This is a genomic window from Pseudomonas sp. PDM22, assembly GCF_014851965.1.
GTDB lineage: Bacteria > Pseudomonadota > Gammaproteobacteria > Pseudomonadales > Pseudomonadaceae > Pseudomonas.
The window spans coordinates 225,180-246,878 of record NZ_JACVAR010000009.1 but is presented as its reverse complement, the minus strand read 5'-3'; the positions used below and the strand labels follow the sequence as shown (position 1 = coordinate 246,878).

The following is a 21,699-nucleotide window of genomic DNA, read 5'->3' as shown; positions in this document are numbered from 1 at the left end:
GTCAGCGGGTGGCGCGGCAGGCAACGCGCTCGGTGCGGTACTCGATGGCCTGTTCGTCACCGAAGGAGTCCTTGTAGCGCAGCTGCACCGGCACCACGCCGCAGTCGCTGCTCATCGGCGTCACCGCCACGACTTCGGCGATGTCCAGGTTCATCCCGTAGGTGTACTGCTTGGCCTCGGCGATCTGCGTCGGTGAAGGTGCACCCTGGCGGGCCTGCATGACCTGCTGGCGGGCCTGCTCCATGCGCGCGAAGGTGATGTCGCCGCCACCGTCAGCCAGGGCCAGGGAGGAAGCGCCCAGCAGGGCGGCGGTCAGGAAGATGCGGGAGAGTTTCATGGCAGTCACCTCGTGGTGGTTGAAAGTGGCTCCACCTTAAGAGGCCGCCGCTAACGGGAAGCTGAGGCAAGGATGACGATTCGGTTATCCGGCGCACGAGCCACTGCGGCAAAGCAGGCAATTTCCCACCACTCATCCGTGCATTTTCCCAACGGTGAACTCTCGGCGTCCGACAACTGTCTGTGTGCTGTCGGCCCCCCGGGTGGATTTCCTGGCCATTGGCCACCCGGTCAGTTCTCAATAAGTTGCCCGGCCGACGTTTTCGCTCCCGCAAGGCGGGTTTCGTTCCAAGTCATGTGAAGATTGCCCATGTCCCTATCGCGTCGCTTCCCCGCACGAGTTTCTCCCCTCCAGACCCGCGCCCTCGGTGCCTGCCTGTTCGCCAGCCTGCTGGCCGCCGGCGCTCCGGCCCAGGCCGAGGAGCCCGCCAGCAACGCGCGCTGGGTGAACGACAGTCTGAGTACCTACGTGCGCAGCGGCCCCACCGACGGCTACCGCATCGTCGGCACCCTGACCTCCGGGCAGAAGGTCCAGCTGGTCAGCACCTCCGGCGACTACAGCCAGGTGCGCAGCGACAGCGGCAGCACCGTGTGGATCGCCAGCAAGGACCTGCAGGAGAAGCCCGGTCAGGCAGAACGCCTGCCCTCGCTGGAACAGAAGGTCACCGAGCTGACCACCCAGTTGCAGACCATCGACGACTCCTGGAAGAACCGTGTGCAGGGCATGCAGGAAACCCTGGACGCGCGCAAGAAGCTCATCGATGAGCTGCAGGCCGCGCGCAGCGCGCTGGACGCCGAGCTGAACCAGGCGCGCTCGCAGCTGCGCGATACCCAGGCGCAACTGGGCGACGAGAACAAGCAGGTGCTGATGCGCTACATGGCTTATGGCGGCAGCATCGCCGGCGCCGGCCTGCTCGCCGGGCTGATCCTGCCGACCATGCTGCGCGTGCGCCGCAAACGTAGCACCGAGTGGGTCTGACGCTTCAGTCGATGCGCAATTCGTATTGCCGGTAACCCAGGGCGTCGCTGCCCTGCGGTTCGAATCCGGCGCGTTCGTACAGACGCCGCGCCGGGTTGTCGGGGCGCACGCTGAGCTTCAGCCGCAGGTAGCCCTCCTGCCGGGCATCGGCGATGTAACGTTGCAACAGCGCTGCACCGACGCCCTTTCCCCGCCAAGCCTCGCTGACGCCCAGGGTGCAGAGCTCCGCGCTGCCCGCTTCGGGCAACCAGAGGCTGTAGCCGACGCTCTCGCCATCGAACTCGGCGATGGTCAGCCGCTCGAAGTGCTCCAGCCAGCGCGCCAGGTGGCGGTCGAAGTCTTCTCGCCAGCGCTCCTCATGGGCAGGCTCCCACTGGCGGATATAGGCCTCTTCGCCACGCTGGACGAAGGGGACATCGGTGATGCGGGCGGGGCGGAGCGAGAGGCTCATTGCAGTTTCCATGGCAGGAACAAGCAGTACGACCTGACCATCGCATCCGTCAGGTCCCGGTGGCAACTGGCAGAATCGACCGAATCTCATCTCGGCGCACTCAGCATACCTTCCAGGCGTGATTTGACGTCCGCTCGCTCCTCCATCAAGCGCTGCAGGTCCACGCTGTATTGCAGATTCACGACGTCAATTTCAGCCAGCGCATCCTGCTGCAGATTATCCAGGCGCGCGCCCCGCTCCTTTAATAATGCGGCAATGCGGCCATCGAGGCTGCTGAGTCTCTTGCGCAGGAACGTCACCTTGTGGAATTTCCAGCGCCCCATTGCTGCGACGCGAACAGACTGGTTGGCGGCCTCCTGCTGCGTGAGCTCTTCGTCGGTCGGCTGGGGAGAAATAGCGGGTTTGACGAGGATTGCATCGGCGGAGCAGGGATGTTGGGAAAAAGTCGTTCGACCTTCGACAGTGCACTTGTAGATCTCGGCTTGCGCGGTGTTGAAACCCAGCGCGGCCAGAAGGACCACGACGAATGGGAAGCGCATGATGCAATGCTCCTGACCACTCCATTGGTATGCCTGTAAACAGGACCCTTGGGATTGCTATCAGATTGACATGCACTGTCCGAGCGAGTTCTTGGGGGCTCTGTAAAGGTTCGGTAAATCCTTCCGGCACGGTCTTGGCTCAAGTCGCGGCAGCGCGCCACGCCCGCGATCCACCGGCAGGGCCGGCGTCAGGCACTCTGCCGCTGCCTCACGCCACCTCGCTTTCCACGCCCGCATCCAGGTTCGCCAGCAGCTCGATCATCGCCCGCGCCGCCGCCGAGAGGCGGTCGCCGCTGCGGGTGACGATCCCGCAGCGCGCCTGGAGGATGTCGACGTTCTGCGGCAGGTTGCGAAAGTGCAGGCGCACCAGTTCGCCACGCGCCATCGGTTCGCTCAGCGCCTCTTCCACTGCGATGCCGATGGCGTCGGTCTGGCTGACGATGCGCACCAGCGAGGCCATGTCTTCGCACTGCACGTTGGTGCTGATGTCGATCTTGCCGCTGAGGTTGGCGAGCATCTTCCGCGCGCTGGGCGGGATCAGCGTGGCCGCCAGCGGATAGGCGAACATGTCGTTGGTGGAGAGGCTCTCCTTGGCCAGCAGCGGGTGCCCCTCGCGGCAGAAGAACAGCCCACTGCGCGGCTTCAGCGCGCGGGTCTGGAAGTTCGGGTCGGCTTCGAAATGGCGGATGTCGGCGACGAAGAACTCGATCTCCTCGCGGCTCAGGCTGCGCGCCAGGCGCTCCCAGTTGTCCACGCCGAACTGGATGTGGATGCGCGGGTAGCGCTGGACGAAGCGTGACACTGCATCGGACACCAGCTTCTGCGCCGGCGCCGGCCCGCTGCCGAAGCGCAGCTCGCCGGAGTCCAGCTTGTTCAGACGGGCCACCGCGTGGCTCAGGTTATTGGCGCCCTGCACCAGGCTCAGCGCGTGCTGCAGCACCACCTGGCCTTCGGGGGTCGGACGCAGGTCCTTGCTGCCACGGTCCACCAGACGGCAGCCCAGCTCCTGCTCCAAGCCCTGGATACTGCGGCTGAACGCCGGCTGGGTGATGCCCATGGCGTCGGCGGCGCGAACGAAGCTGCGGTGTTCGTTGAGGGCGATGAAGTAGCGGAGTTGGCGCAGATCCATGATGCATTTCCGGCATTGAAAATAGTGGGCAAAGGCATTTGCCGCTGGGTATGCGCTGGTTTTAAATGCAAGCTCTTATTCCGTCAACGAAGAATAAAGCAAACATATATTCTTTTATGAACTAAGAATATAGCTCAGACCAGGAGTCGCCCGATGCCAGCCCTGCACCTCCTTTCCTCGCGAATGTGCCTGTCCCGCTGTCGCTGACAGCCAAAGCCGCACCCACCCACAACGAAAAAACGTCGTTCGCCACTTTTGCCTGGCGCGGCCCCGTTTTGCCCGCGAACAGCGTGCAGAGACAAGGACACAGCATGACTTCGAGACATTCGCCCTTCCCCTTTAAGCCCCACCGGCTGCGCCAGGCCATTTTCCTGCTGGCCCTGGGCGGTGCCCTGCCGGTATTCGCCGAGGAAGCCGAGGACGGCAGCACTACCAGTGATACTGCCAAGCCCGTGAGCGCAGCGCCCGCCAAGGCCGACGCCACCCTGGGCAAGGTCACCGTCACCGCTCGCCGCCGCGAGGAAGACTCGCAGAAGGTGCCCACGCCGATCACCGTGGTCGGCGGCGAGACCCTGGAGACCCAGCGCGTCTACAAGGTGCAGGACCTGCAGCAGATCCTGCCCAGCGTGAACGTGGCCTTCATTCACGCGCGGCAGTCGAGCATTGCCGTGCGCGGCATCGGCAACAACCCGGCCAGCGACGGGCTGGAAGGCAGCGCCGGGGTCTACCTGGACAACGTCTACCTCGGGCGCCCCGGCATGGCGGTGTTCGACCTGCTGGACATCGAGCAGCTTGAGCTGCTGCGCGGCCCACAGGGCACGCTGTTCGGCAAGAACACCACGGCCGGCGTGCTGAACATCAGCACCCGCGCGCCGACCTTCACCCCCGAGCGCAGCGTCGAGGTCTCCGGTGGCCAGGACGGCTACTTCCAGGGCAAGGGCAGCGTCTCCGGCGCCCTGACCGACACCCTGGCCGGGCGCGTCTCGGCCTACCGCACCCGCGATGACGGCTACATCAAGAACATCCACGACGACAACACCCTCAATGGCGGCGAGCGCCAGGGCATCCGCGGGCAGCTGCTGTTCAAGCCCAACGAGGATTTCGACCTGCGCTGGATCAACGACTACAACGAGGAGGACTCCAGCAACGGCAGCATGGTGGTGTACGGCGCCGCCGACCGTTTCTGGCAGCGTGCCGCCTCGGTGGGTGCCTCGCCGGTGCGCGATCCGGACCGGCACAAGGTCAACATCAACGCTCGCCAGCATGTCAGCGTGCACCAGGGCGGCAGCTCGGTGGAGGCCAACTGGAACCTCAATGGCGGCTACAAGCTGACCTCCATCAGCGCCTACCGCTACTGGCACTTCACCCCGGCCAACGACGAGCAGCTCGACGTCTCGGCGATCAACAACACCGGCGTGGAAGTCCACGACCGCCAGTTCTCCCAGGAAATCCGCCTGGCCTCGCCCACCGGCGGCTTCTTCGACTACGTGCTGGGCGCCTATGCGTTCAATCAGAACCTGGGCAACAAGACCTTCACCAGCTACGGCCCGCTGGCCGACCGCTACCTGCTGGGCACCGACCTGAATGCGCTGAACAACACCTACTCGAAAGCCAACGGCAAGATCGAGACCGACAGCTTCGCCCTGTTCGCCCAGGGCACCTGGCACCTCACCGACAAGCTGGATTTCACCGCCGGCCTGCGCGGCACCTACGAGGAGAAGGACGCCAAAGTCGAGCGCTTCGACCCGGTCGGCGGCGCACCGGTAGCTGGCGTCGGCGCCGTGGTACGGCGCAACCAGCTGGGCGCGTATGACTCGGGCGACCTCAGCCTCTACAGCTTCGCGCCCTCGGCGCTGCTGAGCCTGAGCTACCAGTTCACCGATGACTTCCTCGGCTATGCCTCACTGTCCCATGGCGAGAAATCCGGTGGTGTGAACCTGGCCGTGGCCAGCGCCCCGACGGCGGGCGCGGATTCGCTGCTGGTCGGCCCGGAACGCGCCAACGACGCCGAACTGGGGATCAAGACGACCCTGTTCGACAACCACCTGCAGCTCAACACCAACCTCTTCTGGACGGGCATCCACGGCTACCAGGCGACCACCCTGTACCAGCCGCCGGGCTCGACCCAGCTGGTCTCGGTGCTCTCCAACGCCGGCAGCGTGCGCTCGCGCGGCCTGGAGTTCGAGGCCACCGCCCTGCCCGTTCGCGGCCTGACGCTGAACTTCAACGGCTCCTACAACGACGTCACCTACCTGTCGTTCAAGGACGCCCCGTGCCCGGCGGAAATCTCCACTCAACCCAATGCCCCGGCCACCTGCGACCTCACCGGGGACCGCGTGGTCGGCGCCTCGAAGTGGATCGCCAACCTCAACGGCGAATACGCCTGGAACCTCGATGACGGCATCCGCCCCTACGTGACCGGCAGCTACTCCTACCGCTCCGAGGCCGAAGGCACGCTGGACAACTCCGAGCTCTCGAAGATCGACGGCTACGGCCTGGCGAACTTCTCCGTCGGCCTGCGCAAGGACCTCGGCGACGGCCAACTGGATGCTTCGGTCTGGCTGAAGAACGCCTTCGACAAGGACTACTACCTGGCCGCCTTCGCCAGCATCAACGGCTCCTATACCGCCTCGGTGGGGCAGCCGCGCACCCTGGGCGCCTCGGTTCGCTACGACTTCTGATCCCCATCCGCCGCGCCCCGGCGCGCGGCTCTATTGCCACAGCAAGAGGACGATGAGATGAGCAACGCAGCACAAGCTATCCAGCAGCACGCAGTAAGCCTCGACATCCACCCGGTTGCCGGCCGCATCGGCGCCGAGATTCGCGGCGTGAAGCTGTCCGGCGAGCTGGACGCCGCCACCACCGACGCCATCCAGGCGGCGCTGGTGAAGCACAAGGTGATCTTCTTCCGCGGCCAGACGCACCTCGACGACCAGGGCCAGGAGGCCTTCGCCCAGCTGCTCGGCAACCCGGTGGCCCACCCCACCGTGCCGGTGCAGGAAGGCACCCACTACCTGCTGGAACTGGACGGCGCCCAGGGCCGCCGCGCCAACTCCTGGCACACCGATGTGACCTTCGTCGACGCCTATCCCAAGGCCTCGATCCTGCGCAACGTGGTGGCGCCCGAGGCCGGTGGCGACACCGTCTGGGCCAACACCGCCAGCGCCTACGACGACCTGACGCCGGAGCTCAAGGCCCTGGCCGATTCGCTCTGGGCGGTGCACAGCAACGAGTACGACTACGCCGGCATCCGCCCGAACTTCGACCCGGCGCGCCTGGAGGAGTACCGCAAGGTGTTCACCTCCACCGTCTACGAGACCGAGCACCCGGTGGTGCGCGTGCATCCAGTCAGCGGGGAGAAAACACTGCTGCTGGGGCACTTCGTCAAGCGTCTGAAAGGCCTCTCGCAGCATGACTCGGCGCACCTGTTCGCCGTGCTGCAGAGCCATGTCACGCGCCTGGAGAACACCGTGCGCTGGCGCTGGCAGCCGGGCGACGTGGCCATCTGGGACAACCGCGCGACCCAGCACTACGCCGTGGACGACTACGGCACCCAGCCGCGCATCGTGCGCCGCGTGACCCTCGACGGGGATGTGCCGGTGGGCGTCGACGGACAGCGCAGCCGGACGATCAAGAAGATTTGAAGGTCCTCTGCCGACGAACCCTCTCCCCAGCCCTCTCCCTGAAGGGAGAGGGAGTATCCGATTGAAGCGTATCTCCCGTGCAGTCCTGCCACTTCGGCGCAGGACTGGCTCGTGGTTTCGCCTGGCACCGATCCAGTCCCCTCTCCCTTCAGGGAGAGGGTTAGGGAGAGGGCCGCCCATGCCTGAACGGAGCACTGCAAGATGACCCAATCCGCCCTCCAGCAATCCACCCCCGAACCCTTCGCCATCGTCCCCCTCGACGCCCCGCTGGGCGCCGAAGTGCGCGGGCTGGACGCCCGCGAGCCGCTGACGCCGGAACAGATCCTGGCGATCAAGCAGGCCCACCGCGAGCACCACATCCTGATATTCAAGGACCAGCAGCTCGACGACCAGCAGTACCTGCGCTTCGCCACCCTGTTCGGGGCTGTGTTCCAGCCGCCCGCCGACGTGCCGGTGCTGTCCTCCGGCGCCGACGGCAAGGCCCCGGACATCGTCAAGGTGGCCAACACCGAAGACGGCGAGCTGGGCAATTTCGCGCTGCCCGCCCACGTCGACCACCAGTGGACCCCGGTGCCCTCCTCCGGCTCCTTCCTCTACGCGCTGGAGGTGCCCAGGACCGGCGGCGAAACCCAGTTCACCAACCTCGCCCGCGCCTACGAGACGCTGGATGAAGCAACCCGCGCCGAGATCGACCCGCTGCGCCTGATCAACTACAACCCATTCATCCGCCTGAAGAGTGGCGGTTACAACGGCACCTTCGTGCGCTACCGCACCCCGGACATCGAGCCGATCCAGGGCACCGAACACCCGCTGGTGCGCACCCACCCGGAGAACGGCAAGCGCGTGCTGTTTCTCTCCGTGCACACCGAAGTGGAAATCCCCGGCGCCGACCCGCAGCAGGGCGCCGCGCTGGTGGAGAAACTGCGCGAACACCTGCAGCAGCCCGAGCTGATCTACAGCCACAAGTGGTCGGTCGGCGACATCGTCTGGTGGGACAACCAGGCCGTGCTGCATGGCCGCAATGCGTTCCCGGCGAGCGAGAAGCGCCGTCTGAAGCGCATCAGTCTCTCCGGCAGCCGGCCGTTCTGAGGCACCGTCCCACCTGCGGCGGATAACGCTGGCGCGTTATGCGCCCTACGAACCGGAGTATCCGCGGCGAGACTTGCCCTCACCCCAGCCCTCTCCCAAAGGGAGAGGGGGCCGTTCGGTGCGATTGGCGAAAATGAAGTCACCCGGCGAGCGCCGATTTCAGAACCGCTCAGGACAGTCCCCTCTCCCGCTTGCGGGAGAGGGTGAGGGTGAGGGGCCTTTGATTTTGTAGGAACCTCCAGCCCCGTAGGGTGAATACGCGCCAGCGATATCCGCCGCAATCCCCCGAAAAGCCCTGGAGACAACGCTCTCTATGCTTATGCCAAATCGTTTCTTGTCCTGAATCAATTATTCCTTTTATAGTTTCGGCAACTCGTCATAACAAGTTATGAACTATGGCCGAACTACTCCCCCTCTCCCCCGTTCCCCTCTACAGCCAGCTCAAGGAAGTCCTGCGTACGCGCATCCTCGACGGCACCTATCCGCCGCTCAGCCGCATGCCCTCCGAGGCCGAGCTGGGCAAGGCCTTCGAAGTCAGTCGGATCACCGTGCGCCAGGCGCTGGGCGACCTGCAGAAGGAAGGGCTGATCTTCAAGATCCACGGCAAGGGCACCTTCGTCGCCAAGCCCAAGGCATTCCAGAACGTCAGCACGCTGCAGGGCCTGGGCGAATCCATGACCCAGCGCGGCTACGAGGTGATCAACCGCCTGCGCAGCTTCAAGACCGTGCCGGCCAACGCCCAGGTCGCCGCCCGCCTGCAGGTGGCCGAGGGCGAGAACGTGGTGCAGATCAAGCGGGCCCGCCTGGTCAACCGCGAGCTGGTGTCGCTGGAGATCACCTGGCTGCCCGAGCACGTCGGCAAGCGCCTGGAGAAGGCCGACCTGGTCAGCCGCGACATCTTCCTGATCCTCGAGAACGACTGCGCCCTGCCCCTGGGCCATGCCGACCTGGCCATCGACGCCATCCTCGCCGACGCCGAACTGGCCCGTGCGCTGGAGGTGCAGGAAGGCTCGCCGGTGATGCGCATCGAGCGCCTGACCCACACCGCCGACGGCGCGCCACTGGACTACGAACACCTCTACTACCGCGGCGATGCCTTCCAGTACCGCCTGCGCATCGACCGCCACAAGGGACAGCACCAATGAGCCAGTTCGACCTCTCCCAGGTACCCGCGGACAAGGAACTCGCCTACGACATCGTGGTGATCGGCGGCGGCACCGCCGGCCCGATGGCGGCGATCAAGGCCAAGGAAGCCAACCGCGAGCTGCGCGTGCTGCTGGTGGACAAGGCCAACGTCAAGCGCAGCGGCGCCATCAGCATGGGCATGGATGGGCTGAACAACGCGATCATTCCCGGCCACGCCACGCCCGAGCAGTACACCAAGGAAATCACCGTCGCCAACGACGGCATCGTCAACCAGGCGGCGGTCTACGCCTATGCCACCCACAGCTTCGAGACCCTCCAGCAGCTGGACCGCTGGGGCGTGAAATTCGAGAAGGACGAAGTCGGCGATTACGCGGTGAAGAAGGTCCACCACATGGGTGCCTACGTGCTGCCCATGCCCGAGGGCCACGACATCAAGAAGGTGCTGTACCGCCAGCTCAAGCGTGCACGCATCGAGATCACCAACCGCCTGGTGGTCACCCGCCTGCTGACCGATGCAGACGGCGCGGTCAACGGCCTGCTCGGCTTCGACTGCCGCACTGCACAGTTCCAGGTGATCCGCGCCAAGGCCGTGGTGCTCGCCTGCGGCGCCGCCGGCCGCCTGGGCCTGCCCTCGTCCGGCTACCTGATGGGCACCTACGAGAACCCCACCAATGCCGGCGACGGCTATGCCATGGCCTACCACGCGGGGGCGGAACTTTCGAACCTGGAGTGCTTCCAGATCAACCCGCTGATCAAGGACTACAACGGCCCGGCCTGCGCCTACGTCACCGGCCCGCTGGGCGGCTACACCGCCAACAGCAAGGGCGAGCGCTTCATCGAGTGCGACTACTGGAGCGGCCAGATGATGTGGGAGTTCCACCAGGAACTCGAAGGCGGCAACGGTCCGGTGTTCCTCAAGCTCGACCACCTGGCCGAGGAAACCATCCAGACCATCGAGGACATCCTCCACAGCAACGAACGCCCCAGCCGTGGCCAATTCCATGCCGGGCGCGGTACTGACTACCGCCAGCAGATGGTGGAAATGCACATCTCGGAGATCGGTTTCTGCTCCGGCCATTCGGCCTCGGGCGTTTGGGTCAACGAGAAGGCCGAGACCAGCGTCAGGGGCCTGTATTCGGCCGGAGACATGGCCGCCGTGCCGCACAACTACATGCTCGGGGCCTTCACCTACGGCTGGTTCGCCGGGGCCAACGCCGCACAGTACGTGGCCGGGCGCGAGTTCAGCGAAGTCGATGCCGCCCAGGTCGAGCGCGAACGCGAACGCGTCTTCGCCCCGCTCAAGCGCGAGCACGGCCTGCCGCCGGCGCAGGTCGAGTACAAGCTGCGGCGCATGGTCAACGACTACCTGCAGCCGCCCAAGGTGACGAAGAAGATGGAGATCGGCCTGCAGCGCTTCGCCGAAATCGCCCACGACCTCGAGCAGCTCAAGGCGAACAATCCCCACGAGCTGATGCGCGCCATGGAAGTCAGCGTGATCCGCGACTGCGCCGAGATGGCCGCGCGCGCCTCGCTCTTCCGTACCGAGAGCCGCTGGGGCCTGTACCACCACCGCGTCGACTACCCGCTGCGCAACGATGCCGAGTGGTTCTGCCATGCGCACCTGAAGAAGGGCGAAGACGGCGCGATGACGAGTTTCAAGAAGCCGATCGAGCCGTACGTGATCGCGCTGGATGAGGATGAGCAACAGGCTTACGAGAAGCTGCGGGTGAAGAGCGAGGCGGCATAGTGGGTCGTTCGCCGAGGAGCCCCTCACCCCAGCCCTCTCCCAGAGGGAGAGGGGGTCGTTCGGCGCGAAGGGCGACAATGTCGTCAGCCGGCGAGCGCCGATTTCTTCACCGCTCAGGACAGTCCCCTCTCCCTCTGGAGCGGGGCGCGCAGCCAGGGTTAGGGTGAGGGAAGACCCCGAGCACCAGAACCACCCAGGAACACCGAACAGAATCAGCCGACCGCTACGACGGCCGGCAAGCAACACCATGAGGACCGCGTGCAATGGCCTACCAACCCCAGGAAATCTTCTTCCGCTCCAGCGCCCCGGTGACGGTGGACGAGGACAAGTGCATCGCCGACAAGGGCTGCACCGTCTGCGTCGAGGTCTGCCCGATGGACCTGCTGGCGATCAACCCCGCCACCCAGAAGGCCTACATGGCCTTCGACGAATGCTGGTACTGCATGCCCTGCGAGAAGGACTGCCCGACCGGCGCGGTGAAGGTCGAGATTCCCTACCTCCTGCGCTGAGACCGCCGTCCCGTGCAGCTCCGTAGGGCGCATAACGCGCCAGCGTTATCCGCCATGGATCCATCGGCGGATAACCTGTTCCAGGTTATCCGCCCTACGGTGCTACGACGCGGCTCCTGCAGGTGAACGCAGGACGACACCGATAACCAGAAACGCCATCCGGCCCCACCGCCGGACGCCTGATGCACCGCCCCTCGTTTCCCACCGCAAGGCCTGCGGCGGAGACGATTCCAACACTGATGATTCGAGGGGAACACCCATGACCTTGCGCACCACCCTGGCCGGCCTTGCGCTCGCCATTGCCAGTCTTTCCGCCCATTCGGAAACGATCCGCGTCGCCATCGGCACCCAGGACACCACCATCAACTGCGCCGCTGGCGGCCTATTGATCCGCGAACTCGGCCTGCTCGACAAATACCTTCCCCACGACGGCGCGTACAAGGACGCGCAGTACGACGTGCAGTGGAAGAACTTCACCAGCGGCGCGCCGCTGACCAACGAGATGGTCGCCGGCAAGCTCGACTTTGGCGCCATGGCCGACTTCCCCGGCTCGCTCAACGGCGTCGCCCACGAGGCCGCCGGCAAGCGCAGCCTGTTCATCAGCGTGCTCTCGGGCAGCATCGACGGCAGCGGCAATGGCATTGTCGTGCCCGCCGCCTCCAAGGTGCAGTCGCTGGCCGAACTCAAGGGCCAGACCATCTCCGTGCCCTTCGCCTCCACCGCCCACGGCCTGCTGCTGCGCGCCATCGCGGCACAAGGCTGGGACCCGGAGAAGGACGTCACCATCATCGCGCAGCCGCCGGAAGTCGCCGGCTCCGCCCTGCAGGCCAACAAGATCGCCGCCCACGCCGACTTCGTGCCCTTCGCCGAGCTGTTCGAAAGCCGTGGCATCGCCCGCAAGATCTACGACGGCTCCCAGGCCAAGGCGCCGACCTTCCACGGCGCGCTGGTGGAAGCCGACTACGCGCAGAAGTACCCGGAAATCGTCGAGGCTTACCTGCGCGCCACCTACGAAGCCAACCAGTTGCTGGCGCAAGACCCGGAGAAGTACAGCGAGCTGATCGAGAAGGTCGCCGGCATTCCGGCCGAGGTGAACTACCTGTTCCACGGCCCGCTCGGCCTGCAGACGCGGGACCTGACCTGGAAACCCGAATACCGCCAGGCCGTAGCCACCGCCATCGATACCCTGAAGCTGCTGAAGAAAGCCGACCGCGGGCTGAACGTCGACCAGTTCGTCGACGACCGCTACCTCCGCGCCGCCTTCAAGGCCTCCGGTGCCGACTACGACGCCGCGCTGAAGAACTACGCGCAACAGCCGCTGCTGGGCAATGACGCGCTGACCGACCAGCCGATCAGCGATACCCGCAAGGTCGCGCAGATCTGGGTGCGCGGTGAGCCGAAAGTGCGTAGCTACGCGACCGCCAAGGAGGCGTTGGGTCAGCTGGCCGAACTCAAGCAACAGGGCAAGGACATCCGCGCGGTGTACGCCCAGGCCAGCGACAGCGGCATCAAGCTGCTCGCCGGGCAGGCCTGGTTCGTGCGTGGCAAGGACGGCGCACTGGATGCCTTCCTGCTGCGCGAACAGGCCGATGCCTTCGCCCGTCAGCACGGTGGTGAAGTCGCCGACTTCGCCGCCGCCAGCCAGCAAGCCGTGGCCAGCCGCTGAATCGACAACCAGCCCCGGCGCCCGCGCGCCGGGGCTGGTGGAGACCGCAGATGAACACCACCCCCCTCACCCGCTGGAGCCTGCGCCTGGCCTCGCTGCTGGTCTGCCTCGTACTCTGGCAGGTGCTCAGCGCGCGCCACGTCAACCTCGGCGTGGTCACCTTCGCCAACGTGCCCGGCCCGCGCGACGTGCTCGACGCCGCCTGGAACCTCGCGCAATCGAGCAAGCTCGGCCGCCACCTGAGCAGCAGCCTGCTGCGGGTGCTCGCCGGTTACCTGCTCGCGGCTTTTGCCGGCATCCTCCTCGGACTGGTCATCGGCCGTGGGCGCTGGGCGCGCGACAGCCTGCTGCCACCGCTGGAAATGCTGCGGCCGATCCCGGCGGTGGCCTGGATTCCGCTGGCGATCCTGATGTTCCCCAGCTCCGAGCTGTCGATGATCTTCATCACCTTCACCGGCGCGCTGTTCCCCATCCTGCTCAACACCATCCACGGCGTCGAAGCGGTCGACCCGCGCCTGCTCGCCTCCGCCCGCAGCCTCGGCGCCGGGCGCCTGGCGCTGCTGCGCGAAGTGGTGCTGCCCGGCGCCGCACCGAGCATCGTCACCGGCCTGGCCATCGGCATGGGCACCTCGTGGTTCTGCCTGGTGACCGCCGAGATGATCTCCGGGCAATGGGGCATCGGCTACTACACCTGGGAGTCCTACACCTTGCAGAACTACCCCGACATTGTCGTCGGCATGCTGCTGATCGGCGTGCTCGGCATGGCCAGCAGCCTGCTGGTACGCCAGCTCGGCGCCCTGGTCACGCCCTGGCAGCGCCAGGCCGGAGGCAAGCCATGACCCTGCCCGCCAGCGCACCGGGGCGCGTACGCGTCGACGGTCTGTCGATCCTCCTGGGCAGCGGCCGTGACGCCTTCGAGGCCGTGCAGTCGCTGAGTTTTTCCATCGAGCCCGGCGAGTTCGTCTGCGTGCTCGGCCCCTCCGGCTGCGGCAAGTCCACCCTGCTCGGCGCCCTGGCCGGGCACCTGAGGCCCAGCGCCGGCCAGCTGGAAGTGGACGGCCAGAGCGTCGCCGGGCCGTCGCCCGAGCGCGGCATGGTGTTCCAGCACCACACCCTGCTGCCCTGGCGGCGGGTGCGCGACAACGTCGCCTTCGGCCTGAAGATGCGCGGCGTGCCCCGCGCCGAGCGCCATCGCCAGGCGGACGAGATGCTCCAGCTGGTGGGCCTGAACGGTTTTGCAGAGCGCTGGCCATCGCAGCTCTCCGGCGGCATGCAGCAACGCGTGGAGATCGCCCGCGTGCTGATCAACCAGCCGCGCCTGCTGCTGATGGACGAACCCTTCGGCGCCCTCGATGCGCAGACGCGGATGATGATGCAGGAGCTGCTGCTGGACATCTGGACGCGCCTGCGCACCAGCGTGCTGTTCATCACCCACGACATCGACGAGGCGCTGTTCCTCGCCGACCGCATCCTGGTGATGAGCCCCCGACCCGGACGCATCCTCGAAGACATCCGCCTCGACTTCCCGCGCCCGCGCCACGCCGATTTGCTCACCAGCCCGGAATTCTCCCGGCTCAAGCGCCACTGCCTGGAACTGCTGCGCCACGAAGACGGCCGCCAGCTGCCGCGCCTGACGCCACTGGGCCTGCCCACTCCACAACGGATACCGCGATTCGCCATATGACCGACTTCAATCCCTCATCCAGCATCAGCACCGACAATCCCGACATCCTCGACCTCCAGCCACGCCTGCAGGACGCCGACGCCGGCGTACGGCGCATCGCCCTGATCGAACTGGCCGACCTGGAAGAACCCGATGGCCTGCCCTGGCTCGCCCACGCGCTGAACCATGACGCCGCCGCCAGCGTCCGCGCCGAGGCCGCGCGCCTGCTGGAAGCCTGGGAAGAACCCGAGGTGGTGGACGCCCTCTGCCAAGCCCTGGCCGACAGCGACAATGAAGTGCGCGAAGCCGCCGCCCAGAGCCTGAGCGAACTGAAGACCGCCGAGGCCGGCGTGCGCCTGCTGCCCTGGGCGACCCATGCCGACCTCTTCGTCCGCCGCAGCGCCTTGCGCGCCCTGCGCGAACTGCGTCTGGAAGTGGCCGCCGAACCGGCCCTGGCAGCGCTGGACGACAGCGACGCCGGCGTGCGCCGCGAAGCCGTGGGCATCCTCGGCTGGCTCAAGCGCACCGACGCGCTGCCGCACCTGGCACGCCTGACCCGCGACGATCCGGACGCCGAAGTCCGCCGCGCGGCTGCCGGCGCCCTCGGCCTGGCCATCGACGCCAGCGTGCTGCCGGCCTTGCGGGCGGCGCTGCTCGACCCGGCCTGGCAGGTGCGCGAGGAAGCCGCCGGCACCCTCGGCAAGCTGGCCCTGCCGGAAGCCGGTGATGCGCTGGTGCAGGCACTGGAAGACGACTTCTGGCAGGTACGCCTGCGCGCCGCCCGCTCGCTCGGCAAGCTGCGTTACCTGCCGGCGCTGGAAGGCCTGAAGAGCGTGCTCGGCCACGGCATCAGCAACCTGCGCAAGGAGGCGGCGCTGGCCCTGGGCGAACTCGGCAGCGGCGACGCCATCGAGGCACTGCGCAACGCCGAAAACGACGGCGACCCGGAAGTCCGCAAGGCCGTGCGTATCGCCCTCACCCAACTGGGGCAGTCAGCGTGAACACACCCGTCGCACTGCACCGCTCCAGCGCCGACAGGGAATTGCGCATCCGCTGGGACGACGGCGTCGAGCAGTGCATCGCCTTCACCCGCCTGCGCGGCGCCTGCCCCTGCTCGCAGTGCCGGGCGGCGCGCCTTCAGGGGCGCATCGAGCTGGTCTGCGCCGGAGTCGTCCTGCAGGAACTGAACCTGCAGGGTTATGGCGTGCAGCTGGTGTTCGACGATGGCCACGACCGGGGTATCTACCCCTGGTCCTACCTGCGCGAACTGGGACGGAGATAACTCAGGTGATCGCGCGGGACAGGTGCTCCAGCACACGCTCCACCGCGCGCTCCAGGCAACCCTTGAAGAAGTGGTCCGCGCCGGCGTAGAGCACCACCTCGCGCTGCGTCGGGCGCGCCCAGTCGAGCAGGTTCGCCAGCGGCGCCATCTCGTCCGCCTCGCCATGCAGCAGCAGGCAATCGGCGGGCAGGTCCGGTGCTTCGTAGTCGCGGCCACCGGGCACGGTGCCCACCGGCAAACCCATCAGGACGATGGCAGCCGCAGGCGTTGAGAGCATGCCGGCAAGACGGGCGAACACATAGGCTCCGAAGGAAAAGCCCACCAGCGCCAGCGGCAGCTCCGGATACTCGCTACGCAGGTGCGCGATCACCGCGAGCATGTCCTGCGCCTCGCCGATGCCTTCGGCGTACTCGCCCTCGCTGCCATCCACACCCCGGAAGCTCGGCCGCACGGTCATCCAGCCGGCGCCACAGAGCTTGCGCGAAAGGGTCAGCGGCACGCGGTGTTTCGGGCTGCCGCCGAGCAGCGGCTGCGGATGGCTGATCAGCGCGAGGCCTTGCACCGGCAAGTCCGGCCGGTCGATCAGCAACTGCAGCTTGCCCACCGGGCCATCGATCAGTTGTGTGCTGCGCTGTTCTTCGGCGGGCATGGGATTTCCTTGGGACGGGAGGGAACCCGCATTGTAGGACCGGTGCTTCTGCGCGTCATGGCAGGCAAGCCTCGCCGCGGGTCCGCCAGGACAACAGCGGATCGGATGTCGTTCTCCCCTTCATCGGGAGTGGCAAACGAATGACGAACAAACTGACGCTTCCCACAAGAAAAGCAGACCCAAACTTGACCGGTTTCAACCTAGCCCGAACTGCCATCCCGCAGGCCTGTCACCGCCCCTAACCTCAGCTCACCGCCATGCCCATGACGGTACGCACGAAGAAGCTGTCATGCCGTCTCGTGCGTCTTCCGCAAGCCTCCGGGTTCTGCAATCCCAATGGGAGTGTGAGACATGAATACCTACCCCTTTGACGAGCAGAAGGACCTGCTGCGTTGGCAAGACGTCTGCTACGGAGCGTCACCCCTGATCTACATTCACGGCCTGGGCTGCGCATCGACCAGTGACTACCCCGCGGTCATCGCATCGGACGCCTATTGCCGGCGCCGCTCCTGGCTGGTGGACCTGCCCGGCGCCGGTTTCAGCGACAAGCCCGACGCCACCCTCTACGGCACAACCGCCCAGGCCCAGACGCTGGAAAGCTGGATTCTCAGCACCGGCGTCAACCGCTGCGGCCTGTTCGGCCACAGCGCCGGCGCCTTCATCGCTCTCAAGCTCGCAGCCGCCCTGCCAAACAAGGTCAACAAGCTGATCCTCTGCCAACCCGGTCTCAGCGACTATGGCATTGCCCTGCTCGAATCCATCACCTCCATGAGTGAGAGCGAGTTTGTCGCCATCGGCTTTTCACAGCTGCTCGAACGACTCGGGGAAGACGGCGACAACGAAGCCTGGCTCGGCCCTTTCCAGATCTGCTCACCCCAGGCCATCTACCAGTGGGCCGGCGCGGCGCTCGCCGACTACGACGCAGGCGCGTGGATCGAGGCGCTGAAAATGCTGCGTACCCCCAGGAAGGCCGTGATCCTCTCGGACAACACACCGCTCAACGACATCCGTCTGTATCACCAGGCCGGCTGCCGGGTTGAGATCGTTGCCCATAGCGGGCACATGATCGCCTACGACAACCCGGATGGCCTGGCGCAGGCAATTTCCCACCTCGCCTGTTAGACCCGCGAGGTGCCGCACCGGCGCCCCCGGAACGAGGCGCCGGTGCCAGCCATTACAGGATCGACAGCGGGTAGTCGACGATCAGGCGGAACTCGTTGACGTCGCCCTCGGCCTGGTCGGCGTTGCCACGATGGATCGCCTCGCGCAGGCGCAAGGACAGGTCCTTCGCCGGCCCGGACTGCACCACGTACTTCGCTTCCAGGTTGGTCTCGTGGTGCTTGCCGTCCTCACCATAGCCATAGCCGCGATACGGGCTGTCGGCGGCCATCTTGCTGCCGTCGATGCCATGGCCGTTGACGTAGCGGGCCATGAAGCTCAGGCCGGGGATGCCGTAGGTGGCCATCGCCAGGTCGTAGCGCATCTGCCAGGACTTCTCTTCCGGACCGTTGAAGTCCGAGTACTGGATGGAGTTGGCGAGAAAGATCGAGTCGCCCGTGTCGCCGGGGCCGTTGACGCCGAAGGCCACGTAGTCGAACGGCGTATCGCCGTGGACCTTCTGGTACGCCAGCGTCAGGGTATGCGCGGTGAGGAAGGTGTACGCAGCAGCGGCGGACCAGGTGGTGTTGCTGATCTCGCCGGCCTTGGCGCTGCCGTCGTCATTGGTGCGGTAGAGGTTGAAGTCGAAGTTCAGCGACTGGTCATCCGCCAGCGGCAGCGTGTAGTTGGCGTTGCCGTAGTACTGGCGCCACACGTCTTCGAGTTTGGACGCATACAGCGAGAAGTTCAGCGCGTCGTTGACCGCGTACTTGCCGCCCACGTAGTCGATGCTGCTGGCCTCGACGTTGGCGTAGGAGGCCCAGATGCCGTGGTCGCCGTTGGTGGTCACCGGGCCGTTGCCACCGGTGAAGTGGCCGCCGTCCAGATCCAGCCCGGCGATCTCGCTGCTGAGCACGTTGAAGCCGGTGGCGGTCTGCGGGAACAGGCGGGTGCCGCCGGCGGCGAACACCGGTGCGGTGGGCTGCAGATCGCCCCAGCGCAGTTCGGTTTTCGACACACGCAGCTTCACCGCGCCGCCGGCACGGCCGTACTCGCTTTCCGGCGAGCCATCGTCACGCACCGGCAGGTTGCCGGTGCCGGAGGTGCCGGCGCCGCCATCCAGGCGGATACCCCAGTTACCGAAGGCCTCGACACCGAAACCTACCGTGCCCTGGGTGAAGCCGGAGCTGTAGTTCAGCGTGAAGCCCTGGGTCCAGTCCTTGCGGTCACCCGCCCCGGACTTGCGATCGCTGTTGTAGTAGTAATTGCGCATCAGCAGCGAAGCGCTGCTGCCTTCGATGAAGCCGGTGGCTTCGGACTGGTCGGAAACGGCGGCGGCTTGCGCCAACTGGAACGGAATGCCGGCGAGTGATGCACTGACACAGGCACCGAGCATTGAAAGACGGAACGCGGACATCTGCTACCCCTTTGTTGGACTTGTCTTGGCAGGTGTATCGAGTGACTTCTGAACAACTTTCTTATGTTTCCCCGCCCTAGGCAGAGCGAGCGAAGAGATAACAATCCGCCGTCTGCGTCTCCAACCAGCAGTGTCGATAGTCGATATCGAGACGAATGATTAAGCATTTTCCAGCCGCGCCATTAAGCTTGCGCCCCGATGAAGAACATGAGTCCCGGATGCCCGCTCCAGAGCCTCCGGAGGATTGCTCCACTTCATCATCCTTTGGTTTGGCCGCCTCCCCAGGCGGCCTTTTTTTGCCTGAAGGAAAGTTATGGAACAGCCGTTCCAGACCATTTCCGGATAATTATCCCGGCCACTTTCCGAGTTATCCGGACGGTACTTTCCGCGAACTTCCCCTGAACTTGGCCGGGCAACTTCCGCAGGATCGGGCAACCCTTGCGCCAGCCGGAAATTCACCCGGTACGCCGTTCATCCCCTGCCTTGCGCCGCCCCCAACGAGTCACTTGCGCAAAGCAAGTGACCGCTTTAAATTACGACCATAATCTTTTTCAGCCAGACCTTGCCTGTCGCCTTGCCAGGCCCGAGACAAGGCGGCCCAATTAGATGACGACTCTCATGTAAAGGGTGCGACCATGCGCAGAACCAGCTTCGACCACCTGCCCTGCCCGGTAGCCCAGGCGCTGGACCTGATCGGCGACAGCTGGAACGTGCTGATCCTGCGCGAAGCCTTCTACGGCTCCACCCGCTTCGACCAGTTCCTCGCACGATTGGGCATTGCCAGCAACGTGCTCACCCGCCGCCTGCGCGCCCTGGTGGATAGCGGGCTGTTGCAGCGCCGCCAGTACAACGATCACCCGCCGCGCTTCGACTACCTGCTCACCGAGCGCGGCCGCGACCTGCGCCCGGTGCTGCTGACGCTGCTGCAATGGGGCAAGCGCCACGCCGGCATGGCCAGCACCGCCGAACTGGTGGACACCCGCAGCGGCCGCCCGGTGCGCATCGCCCTGGTGGATGCCGACAGCGGCGAGCCCATCGGCCCGCAGCACCAGATTCACCGCCGCGAGGGCGACCGACTCGTCCCCGTCTTCCCGCAAGCGAACTCCCAGAACATCCCCCAAGCCGATCACGCCTGAGCGAGGCCGCCATGAACCAGCCCGTCACCCTCCCCGCCACGCCTGCCGTCGACACGGCCAGAGCGAAATCCCGCAAGGCGCTCAAGCTGGCCATCGCCACCGCCGCCATCCTCGGCGCCGCCGCCTACGTCGGACACTGGTGGCTCGACGGGCGCTTCCTGGAAAAGACCGACGATGCCTACGTCGGCGGCGACGTCACCGTCATCAGCCCGCGCGTGGCCGGCTACATCGCCGAGCTGAAAGTGAGCGACAACCAGTTGGTGCACGCCGGCGACCTGCTCGCTCGTATCGACGACCGTGACTACCGTGCCGCGCTGGCCAAGGCCGAGGGCGCGGTGCATGCCGAGGAGGCAGCGCTGGGCAATGTCGACGCCCAGGCCTCGCTGCAGGACGCGCTGATCCGCCAGAGCCAGGCGGAGATCGACGCGGCCGCCGCCGAAGAGGTTCGCACCCACGACGACCAGCGTCGCTACGCCACCCTGGTGCGCACCAACGCCGTATCGGTGGAGGCCGCGCAGCGCGCCGACGCCAGCTTCAAATCCGCCCGCGCCAACAGCGACAAGGCCCGCGCCAGCCTGCTCGCCGCGCGTCGCCAGCTGGACGTGATCCACAGCCAGCGGCAGCAGGCCCAGGCAGCGCTGGAGCAGGCCGTAGCCGCCCGTGACCTGGCCCGCCTGGACCTCAGCTACACCGAACTGCGCGCCCCGGTGGACGGCTACATCGGCAACCGCCGCGCACGGGTCGGCAGCTACGTCGCCGCCGGTACCCAGCTGCTCGCCGTGGTGCCCGCACAGGGCCTGTGGGTGGACGCCAATTTCAAGGAAGACCAACTGGCGCGCATGCAGCCCGGCCAGGCGGTGACCATCGAGGCCGACATCCTGCCCGGCAAGGTCTTCCACGGCCACCTGGACAGCCTCGCCCCGGCCACCGGCGCGCAGTTCAGCATCCTCCCGCCGGAGAACGCCACCGGCAACTTCACCAAGATCGTCCAGCGCGTGCCGGTGCGCGTGCACCTGGACGATGCCGACGGCCGCCTGGGCAACCTGCGCCCCGGCCTCTCGGTACTGGTGGAAGTGGATACCCGTGCCCACGCGCACGATGCCGCCGACCAGCGCGTCGTCCTGAGCAACCAGCCGTGAACCTCTCCGCCAGCAAGCTGTGGATCGCAAAGCACTGGAGCAGCGAGGTGATCCCGGTGGAGAGTCTTTCCACCGGCCGC

Annotated in this window: 21 protein-coding genes; 15 read left to right on the top strand and 6 right to left on the bottom strand. The window is 66.2% G+C overall.

The genetic code is table 11. The features are described 5' to 3' along the window. Nucleotide 1: 1 nt before the first annotated feature. Nucleotides 2–337 (bottom strand): co-regulatory protein PtrA N-terminal domain-containing protein, encoded by a 336-nt coding sequence (locus IB255_RS27325; RefSeq protein WP_081517033.1) that lies wholly within the window; start codon nucleotides 335–337, stop codon nucleotides 2–4. A 309-nt stretch (nucleotides 338–646) separates the two neighbouring features. Between IB255_RS27325 and IB255_RS27320 the strand changes: the two genes are divergently transcribed. Continuing rightward, complete coding sequence (locus tag IB255_RS27320) at nucleotides 647–1,315, top strand: TIGR04211 family SH3 domain-containing protein (RefSeq protein ID WP_081517032.1); 669 nt, start codon at nucleotides 647–649, stop codon at nucleotides 1,313–1,315. 4 nt (nucleotides 1,316–1,319) lie between these two features. Here the strand turns inward: IB255_RS27320 and IB255_RS27315 are convergent, their stop codons facing one another. The 3 genes from IB255_RS27315 to IB255_RS27305 form a co-directional block, all read right to left on the bottom strand. Then, complete coding sequence (locus tag IB255_RS27315) at nucleotides 1,320–1,766, bottom strand: GNAT family N-acetyltransferase (protein ID WP_081517031.1); 447 nt, start codon at nucleotides 1,764–1,766, stop codon at nucleotides 1,320–1,322. An 86-nt stretch (nucleotides 1,767–1,852) separates the two neighbouring features. Continuing rightward, entirely contained in the window at nucleotides 1,853–2,305 is a 453-nt protein-coding gene (locus tag IB255_RS27310; RefSeq protein ID WP_081517030.1) for a DUF4124 domain-containing protein, read from the bottom strand. A 208-nt stretch (nucleotides 2,306–2,513) separates the two neighbouring features. Continuing rightward, the gene (locus IB255_RS27305; protein WP_081517029.1) at nucleotides 2,514–3,434 is read right to left on the bottom strand and encodes a LysR family transcriptional regulator; all 921 of its coding nucleotides are present in this window, start codon (nucleotides 3,432–3,434) and stop codon (nucleotides 2,514–2,516) included. Nucleotides 3,435–3,745: 311 nt separating this feature from the next. Between IB255_RS27305 and IB255_RS27300 the strand changes: the two genes are divergently transcribed. The 11 genes from IB255_RS27300 to IB255_RS27250 all read left to right on the top strand — a co-directional run bounded on the left by IB255_RS27300 (nucleotide 3,746) and on the right by IB255_RS27250 (nucleotide 16,180). Next, entirely contained in the window at nucleotides 3,746–6,115 is a 2,370-nt protein-coding gene (locus tag IB255_RS27300; RefSeq protein WP_081517028.1) for a TonB-dependent receptor, read from the top strand. Nucleotides 6,116–6,172: 57 nt separating this feature from the next. Continuing rightward, nucleotides 6,173–7,078: a TauD/TfdA dioxygenase family protein gene (locus IB255_RS27295; protein WP_081517027.1), complete on the top strand. Its 906-nt coding sequence runs from the start codon at nucleotides 6,173–6,175 to the stop codon at nucleotides 7,076–7,078. A 201-nt stretch (nucleotides 7,079–7,279) separates the two neighbouring features. After that, a complete protein-coding gene (locus tag IB255_RS27290; protein WP_081517026.1) occupies nucleotides 7,280–8,167 on the top strand; it encodes a TauD/TfdA dioxygenase family protein in 888 nt (295 codons plus the stop codon). A gap of 395 nt (nucleotides 8,168–8,562) precedes the next feature. Continuing rightward, nucleotides 8,563–9,312 (top strand): GntR family transcriptional regulator, encoded by a 750-nt coding sequence (locus IB255_RS27285; RefSeq protein WP_081517025.1) that lies wholly within the window; start codon nucleotides 8,563–8,565, stop codon nucleotides 9,310–9,312. Next, a complete protein-coding gene (locus IB255_RS27280) occupies nucleotides 9,309–11,060 on the top strand; it encodes a fumarate reductase/succinate dehydrogenase flavoprotein subunit (RefSeq protein WP_081517024.1) in 1,752 nt (583 codons plus the stop codon). Before IB255_RS27285 ends, IB255_RS27280 begins: the two co-directional genes overlap by 4 nt. Before the next feature lie 263 nt (nucleotides 11,061–11,323). Continuing rightward, nucleotides 11,324–11,569 carry a ferredoxin family protein gene (locus IB255_RS27275; protein ID WP_081517023.1) on the top strand — a complete coding sequence of 82 codons (246 nt, stop codon included), beginning with the start codon at nucleotides 11,324–11,326 and terminating at the stop codon, nucleotides 11,567–11,569. 259 nt (nucleotides 11,570–11,828) lie between these two features. Next, a complete protein-coding gene (locus IB255_RS27270) occupies nucleotides 11,829–13,235 on the top strand; it encodes an ABC transporter substrate-binding protein (RefSeq protein ID WP_081517022.1) in 1,407 nt (468 codons plus the stop codon). Between the two features lie 50 nt (nucleotides 13,236–13,285). Continuing rightward, nucleotides 13,286–14,074 carry an ABC transporter permease gene (locus IB255_RS27265; RefSeq protein WP_081517021.1) on the top strand — a complete coding sequence of 263 codons (789 nt, stop codon included), beginning with the start codon at nucleotides 13,286–13,288 and terminating at the stop codon, nucleotides 14,072–14,074. Beyond that, entirely contained in the window at nucleotides 14,071–14,919 is an 849-nt protein-coding gene (locus IB255_RS27260) for an ABC transporter ATP-binding protein (protein ID WP_081517020.1), read from the top strand. The genes IB255_RS27265 and IB255_RS27260 overlap by 4 nt, the downstream gene beginning before the upstream one ends. After that, nucleotides 14,916–15,899 (top strand): HEAT repeat domain-containing protein, encoded by a 984-nt coding sequence (locus tag IB255_RS27255; RefSeq protein WP_081517019.1) that lies wholly within the window; start codon nucleotides 14,916–14,918, stop codon nucleotides 15,897–15,899. Before IB255_RS27260 ends, IB255_RS27255 begins: the two co-directional genes overlap by 4 nt. Next, on the top strand, nucleotides 15,896–16,180 hold the full coding sequence (locus tag IB255_RS27250) for a gamma-butyrobetaine hydroxylase-like domain-containing protein (RefSeq protein ID WP_081517018.1): 285 nt from the start codon (nucleotides 15,896–15,898) through the stop codon (nucleotides 16,178–16,180). The genes IB255_RS27255 and IB255_RS27250 overlap by 4 nt, the downstream gene beginning before the upstream one ends. 1 nt (nucleotide 16,181) lies before the next feature. On the opposite strand, the gene IB255_RS27245 is transcribed toward IB255_RS27250, so the two are convergent. Beyond that, on the bottom strand, nucleotides 16,182–16,829 hold the full coding sequence (locus IB255_RS27245) for an alpha/beta hydrolase (RefSeq protein ID WP_081517017.1): 648 nt from the start codon (nucleotides 16,827–16,829) through the stop codon (nucleotides 16,182–16,184). A 351-nt stretch (nucleotides 16,830–17,180) separates the two neighbouring features. On the opposite strand from IB255_RS27245, the gene IB255_RS27240 reads away from it, so the two are divergent. Beyond that, nucleotides 17,181–17,951, top strand: coding sequence for an alpha/beta fold hydrolase (locus IB255_RS27240; protein ID WP_081517016.1), 771 nt, complete (start codon nucleotides 17,181–17,183; stop codon nucleotides 17,949–17,951). A gap of 52 nt (nucleotides 17,952–18,003) precedes the next feature. Here IB255_RS27240 and IB255_RS27235 read toward each other — a convergent pair whose 3' ends face one another. Beyond that, nucleotides 18,004–19,344: an OprD family porin gene (locus tag IB255_RS27235; protein ID WP_081517015.1), complete on the bottom strand. Its 1,341-nt coding sequence runs from the start codon at nucleotides 19,342–19,344 to the stop codon at nucleotides 18,004–18,006. 635 nt (nucleotides 19,345–19,979) lie between these two features. On the opposite strand from IB255_RS27235, the gene IB255_RS27230 reads away from it, so the two are divergent. Both IB255_RS27230 and IB255_RS27225 read left to right on the top strand, forming a co-directional pair. Continuing rightward, on the top strand, nucleotides 19,980–20,480 hold the full coding sequence (locus IB255_RS27230) for a winged helix-turn-helix transcriptional regulator (RefSeq protein ID WP_192211121.1): 501 nt from the start codon (nucleotides 19,980–19,982) through the stop codon (nucleotides 20,478–20,480). An 11-nt stretch (nucleotides 20,481–20,491) separates the two neighbouring features. Next, on the top strand, nucleotides 20,492–21,619 hold the full coding sequence (locus IB255_RS27225; RefSeq protein ID WP_151186891.1) for an HlyD family secretion protein: 1,128 nt from the start codon (nucleotides 20,492–20,494) through the stop codon (nucleotides 21,617–21,619). Nucleotides 21,620–21,699 lie beyond the last annotated feature (80 nt).

What these genes read in the sequence shown, in the direction of transcription:
- IB255_RS27280 (WP_081517024.1), top strand. Translation starts at nt 9,309, where the DNA reads ATGAGCCAGTTCGACCTCTCCCAGGTACCCGCGGACAAGGAACTCGCC.
- IB255_RS27320 (WP_081517032.1), top strand. Translation starts at nt 647, where the DNA reads ATGTCCCTATCGCGTCGCTTCCCCGCACGAGTTTCTCCCCTCCAGACC.
- IB255_RS27285 (WP_081517025.1), top strand. Translation starts at nt 8,563, where the DNA reads ATGGCCGAACTACTCCCCCTCTCCCCCGTTCCCCTCTACAGCCAGCTC.
- IB255_RS27260 (WP_081517020.1), top strand. Translation starts at nt 14,071, where the DNA reads ATGACCCTGCCCGCCAGCGCACCGGGGCGCGTACGCGTCGACGGTCTG.
- IB255_RS27230 (WP_192211121.1), top strand. Translation starts at nt 19,980, where the DNA reads ATGCGCAGAACCAGCTTCGACCACCTGCCCTGCCCGGTAGCCCAGGCG.
- IB255_RS27275 (WP_081517023.1), top strand. Translation starts at nt 11,324, where the DNA reads ATGGCCTACCAACCCCAGGAAATCTTCTTCCGCTCCAGCGCCCCGGTG.
- IB255_RS27300 (WP_081517028.1), top strand. Translation starts at nt 3,746, where the DNA reads ATGACTTCGAGACATTCGCCCTTCCCCTTTAAGCCCCACCGGCTGCGC.
- IB255_RS27310 (WP_081517030.1), bottom strand. Translation starts at nt 2,305, where the DNA reads ATGCGCTTCCCATTCGTCGTGGTCCTTCTGGCCGCGCTGGGTTTCAAC.
- IB255_RS27255 (WP_081517019.1), top strand. Translation starts at nt 14,916, where the DNA reads ATGACCGACTTCAATCCCTCATCCAGCATCAGCACCGACAATCCCGAC.
- IB255_RS27305 (WP_081517029.1), bottom strand. Translation starts at nt 3,434, where the DNA reads ATGGATCTGCGCCAACTCCGCTACTTCATCGCCCTCAACGAACACCGC.
- IB255_RS27265 (WP_081517021.1), top strand. Translation starts at nt 13,286, where the DNA reads ATGAACACCACCCCCCTCACCCGCTGGAGCCTGCGCCTGGCCTCGCTG.
- IB255_RS27240 (WP_081517016.1), top strand. Translation starts at nt 17,181, where the DNA reads ATGAATACCTACCCCTTTGACGAGCAGAAGGACCTGCTGCGTTGGCAA.
- IB255_RS27245 (WP_081517017.1), bottom strand. Translation starts at nt 16,829, where the DNA reads ATGCCCGCCGAAGAACAGCGCAGCACACAACTGATCGATGGCCCGGTG.
- IB255_RS27225 (WP_151186891.1), top strand. Translation starts at nt 20,492, where the DNA reads ATGAACCAGCCCGTCACCCTCCCCGCCACGCCTGCCGTCGACACGGCC.
- IB255_RS27290 (WP_081517026.1), top strand. Translation starts at nt 7,280, where the DNA reads ATGACCCAATCCGCCCTCCAGCAATCCACCCCCGAACCCTTCGCCATC.
- IB255_RS27270 (WP_081517022.1), top strand. Translation starts at nt 11,829, where the DNA reads ATGACCTTGCGCACCACCCTGGCCGGCCTTGCGCTCGCCATTGCCAGT.
- IB255_RS27325 (WP_081517033.1), bottom strand. Translation starts at nt 337, where the DNA reads ATGAAACTCTCCCGCATCTTCCTGACCGCCGCCCTGCTGGGCGCTTCC.
- IB255_RS27295 (WP_081517027.1), top strand. Translation starts at nt 6,173, where the DNA reads ATGAGCAACGCAGCACAAGCTATCCAGCAGCACGCAGTAAGCCTCGAC.
- IB255_RS27235 (WP_081517015.1), bottom strand. Translation starts at nt 19,344, where the DNA reads ATGTCCGCGTTCCGTCTTTCAATGCTCGGTGCCTGTGTCAGTGCATCA.
- IB255_RS27315 (WP_081517031.1), bottom strand. Translation starts at nt 1,766, where the DNA reads ATGAGCCTCTCGCTCCGCCCCGCCCGCATCACCGATGTCCCCTTCGTC.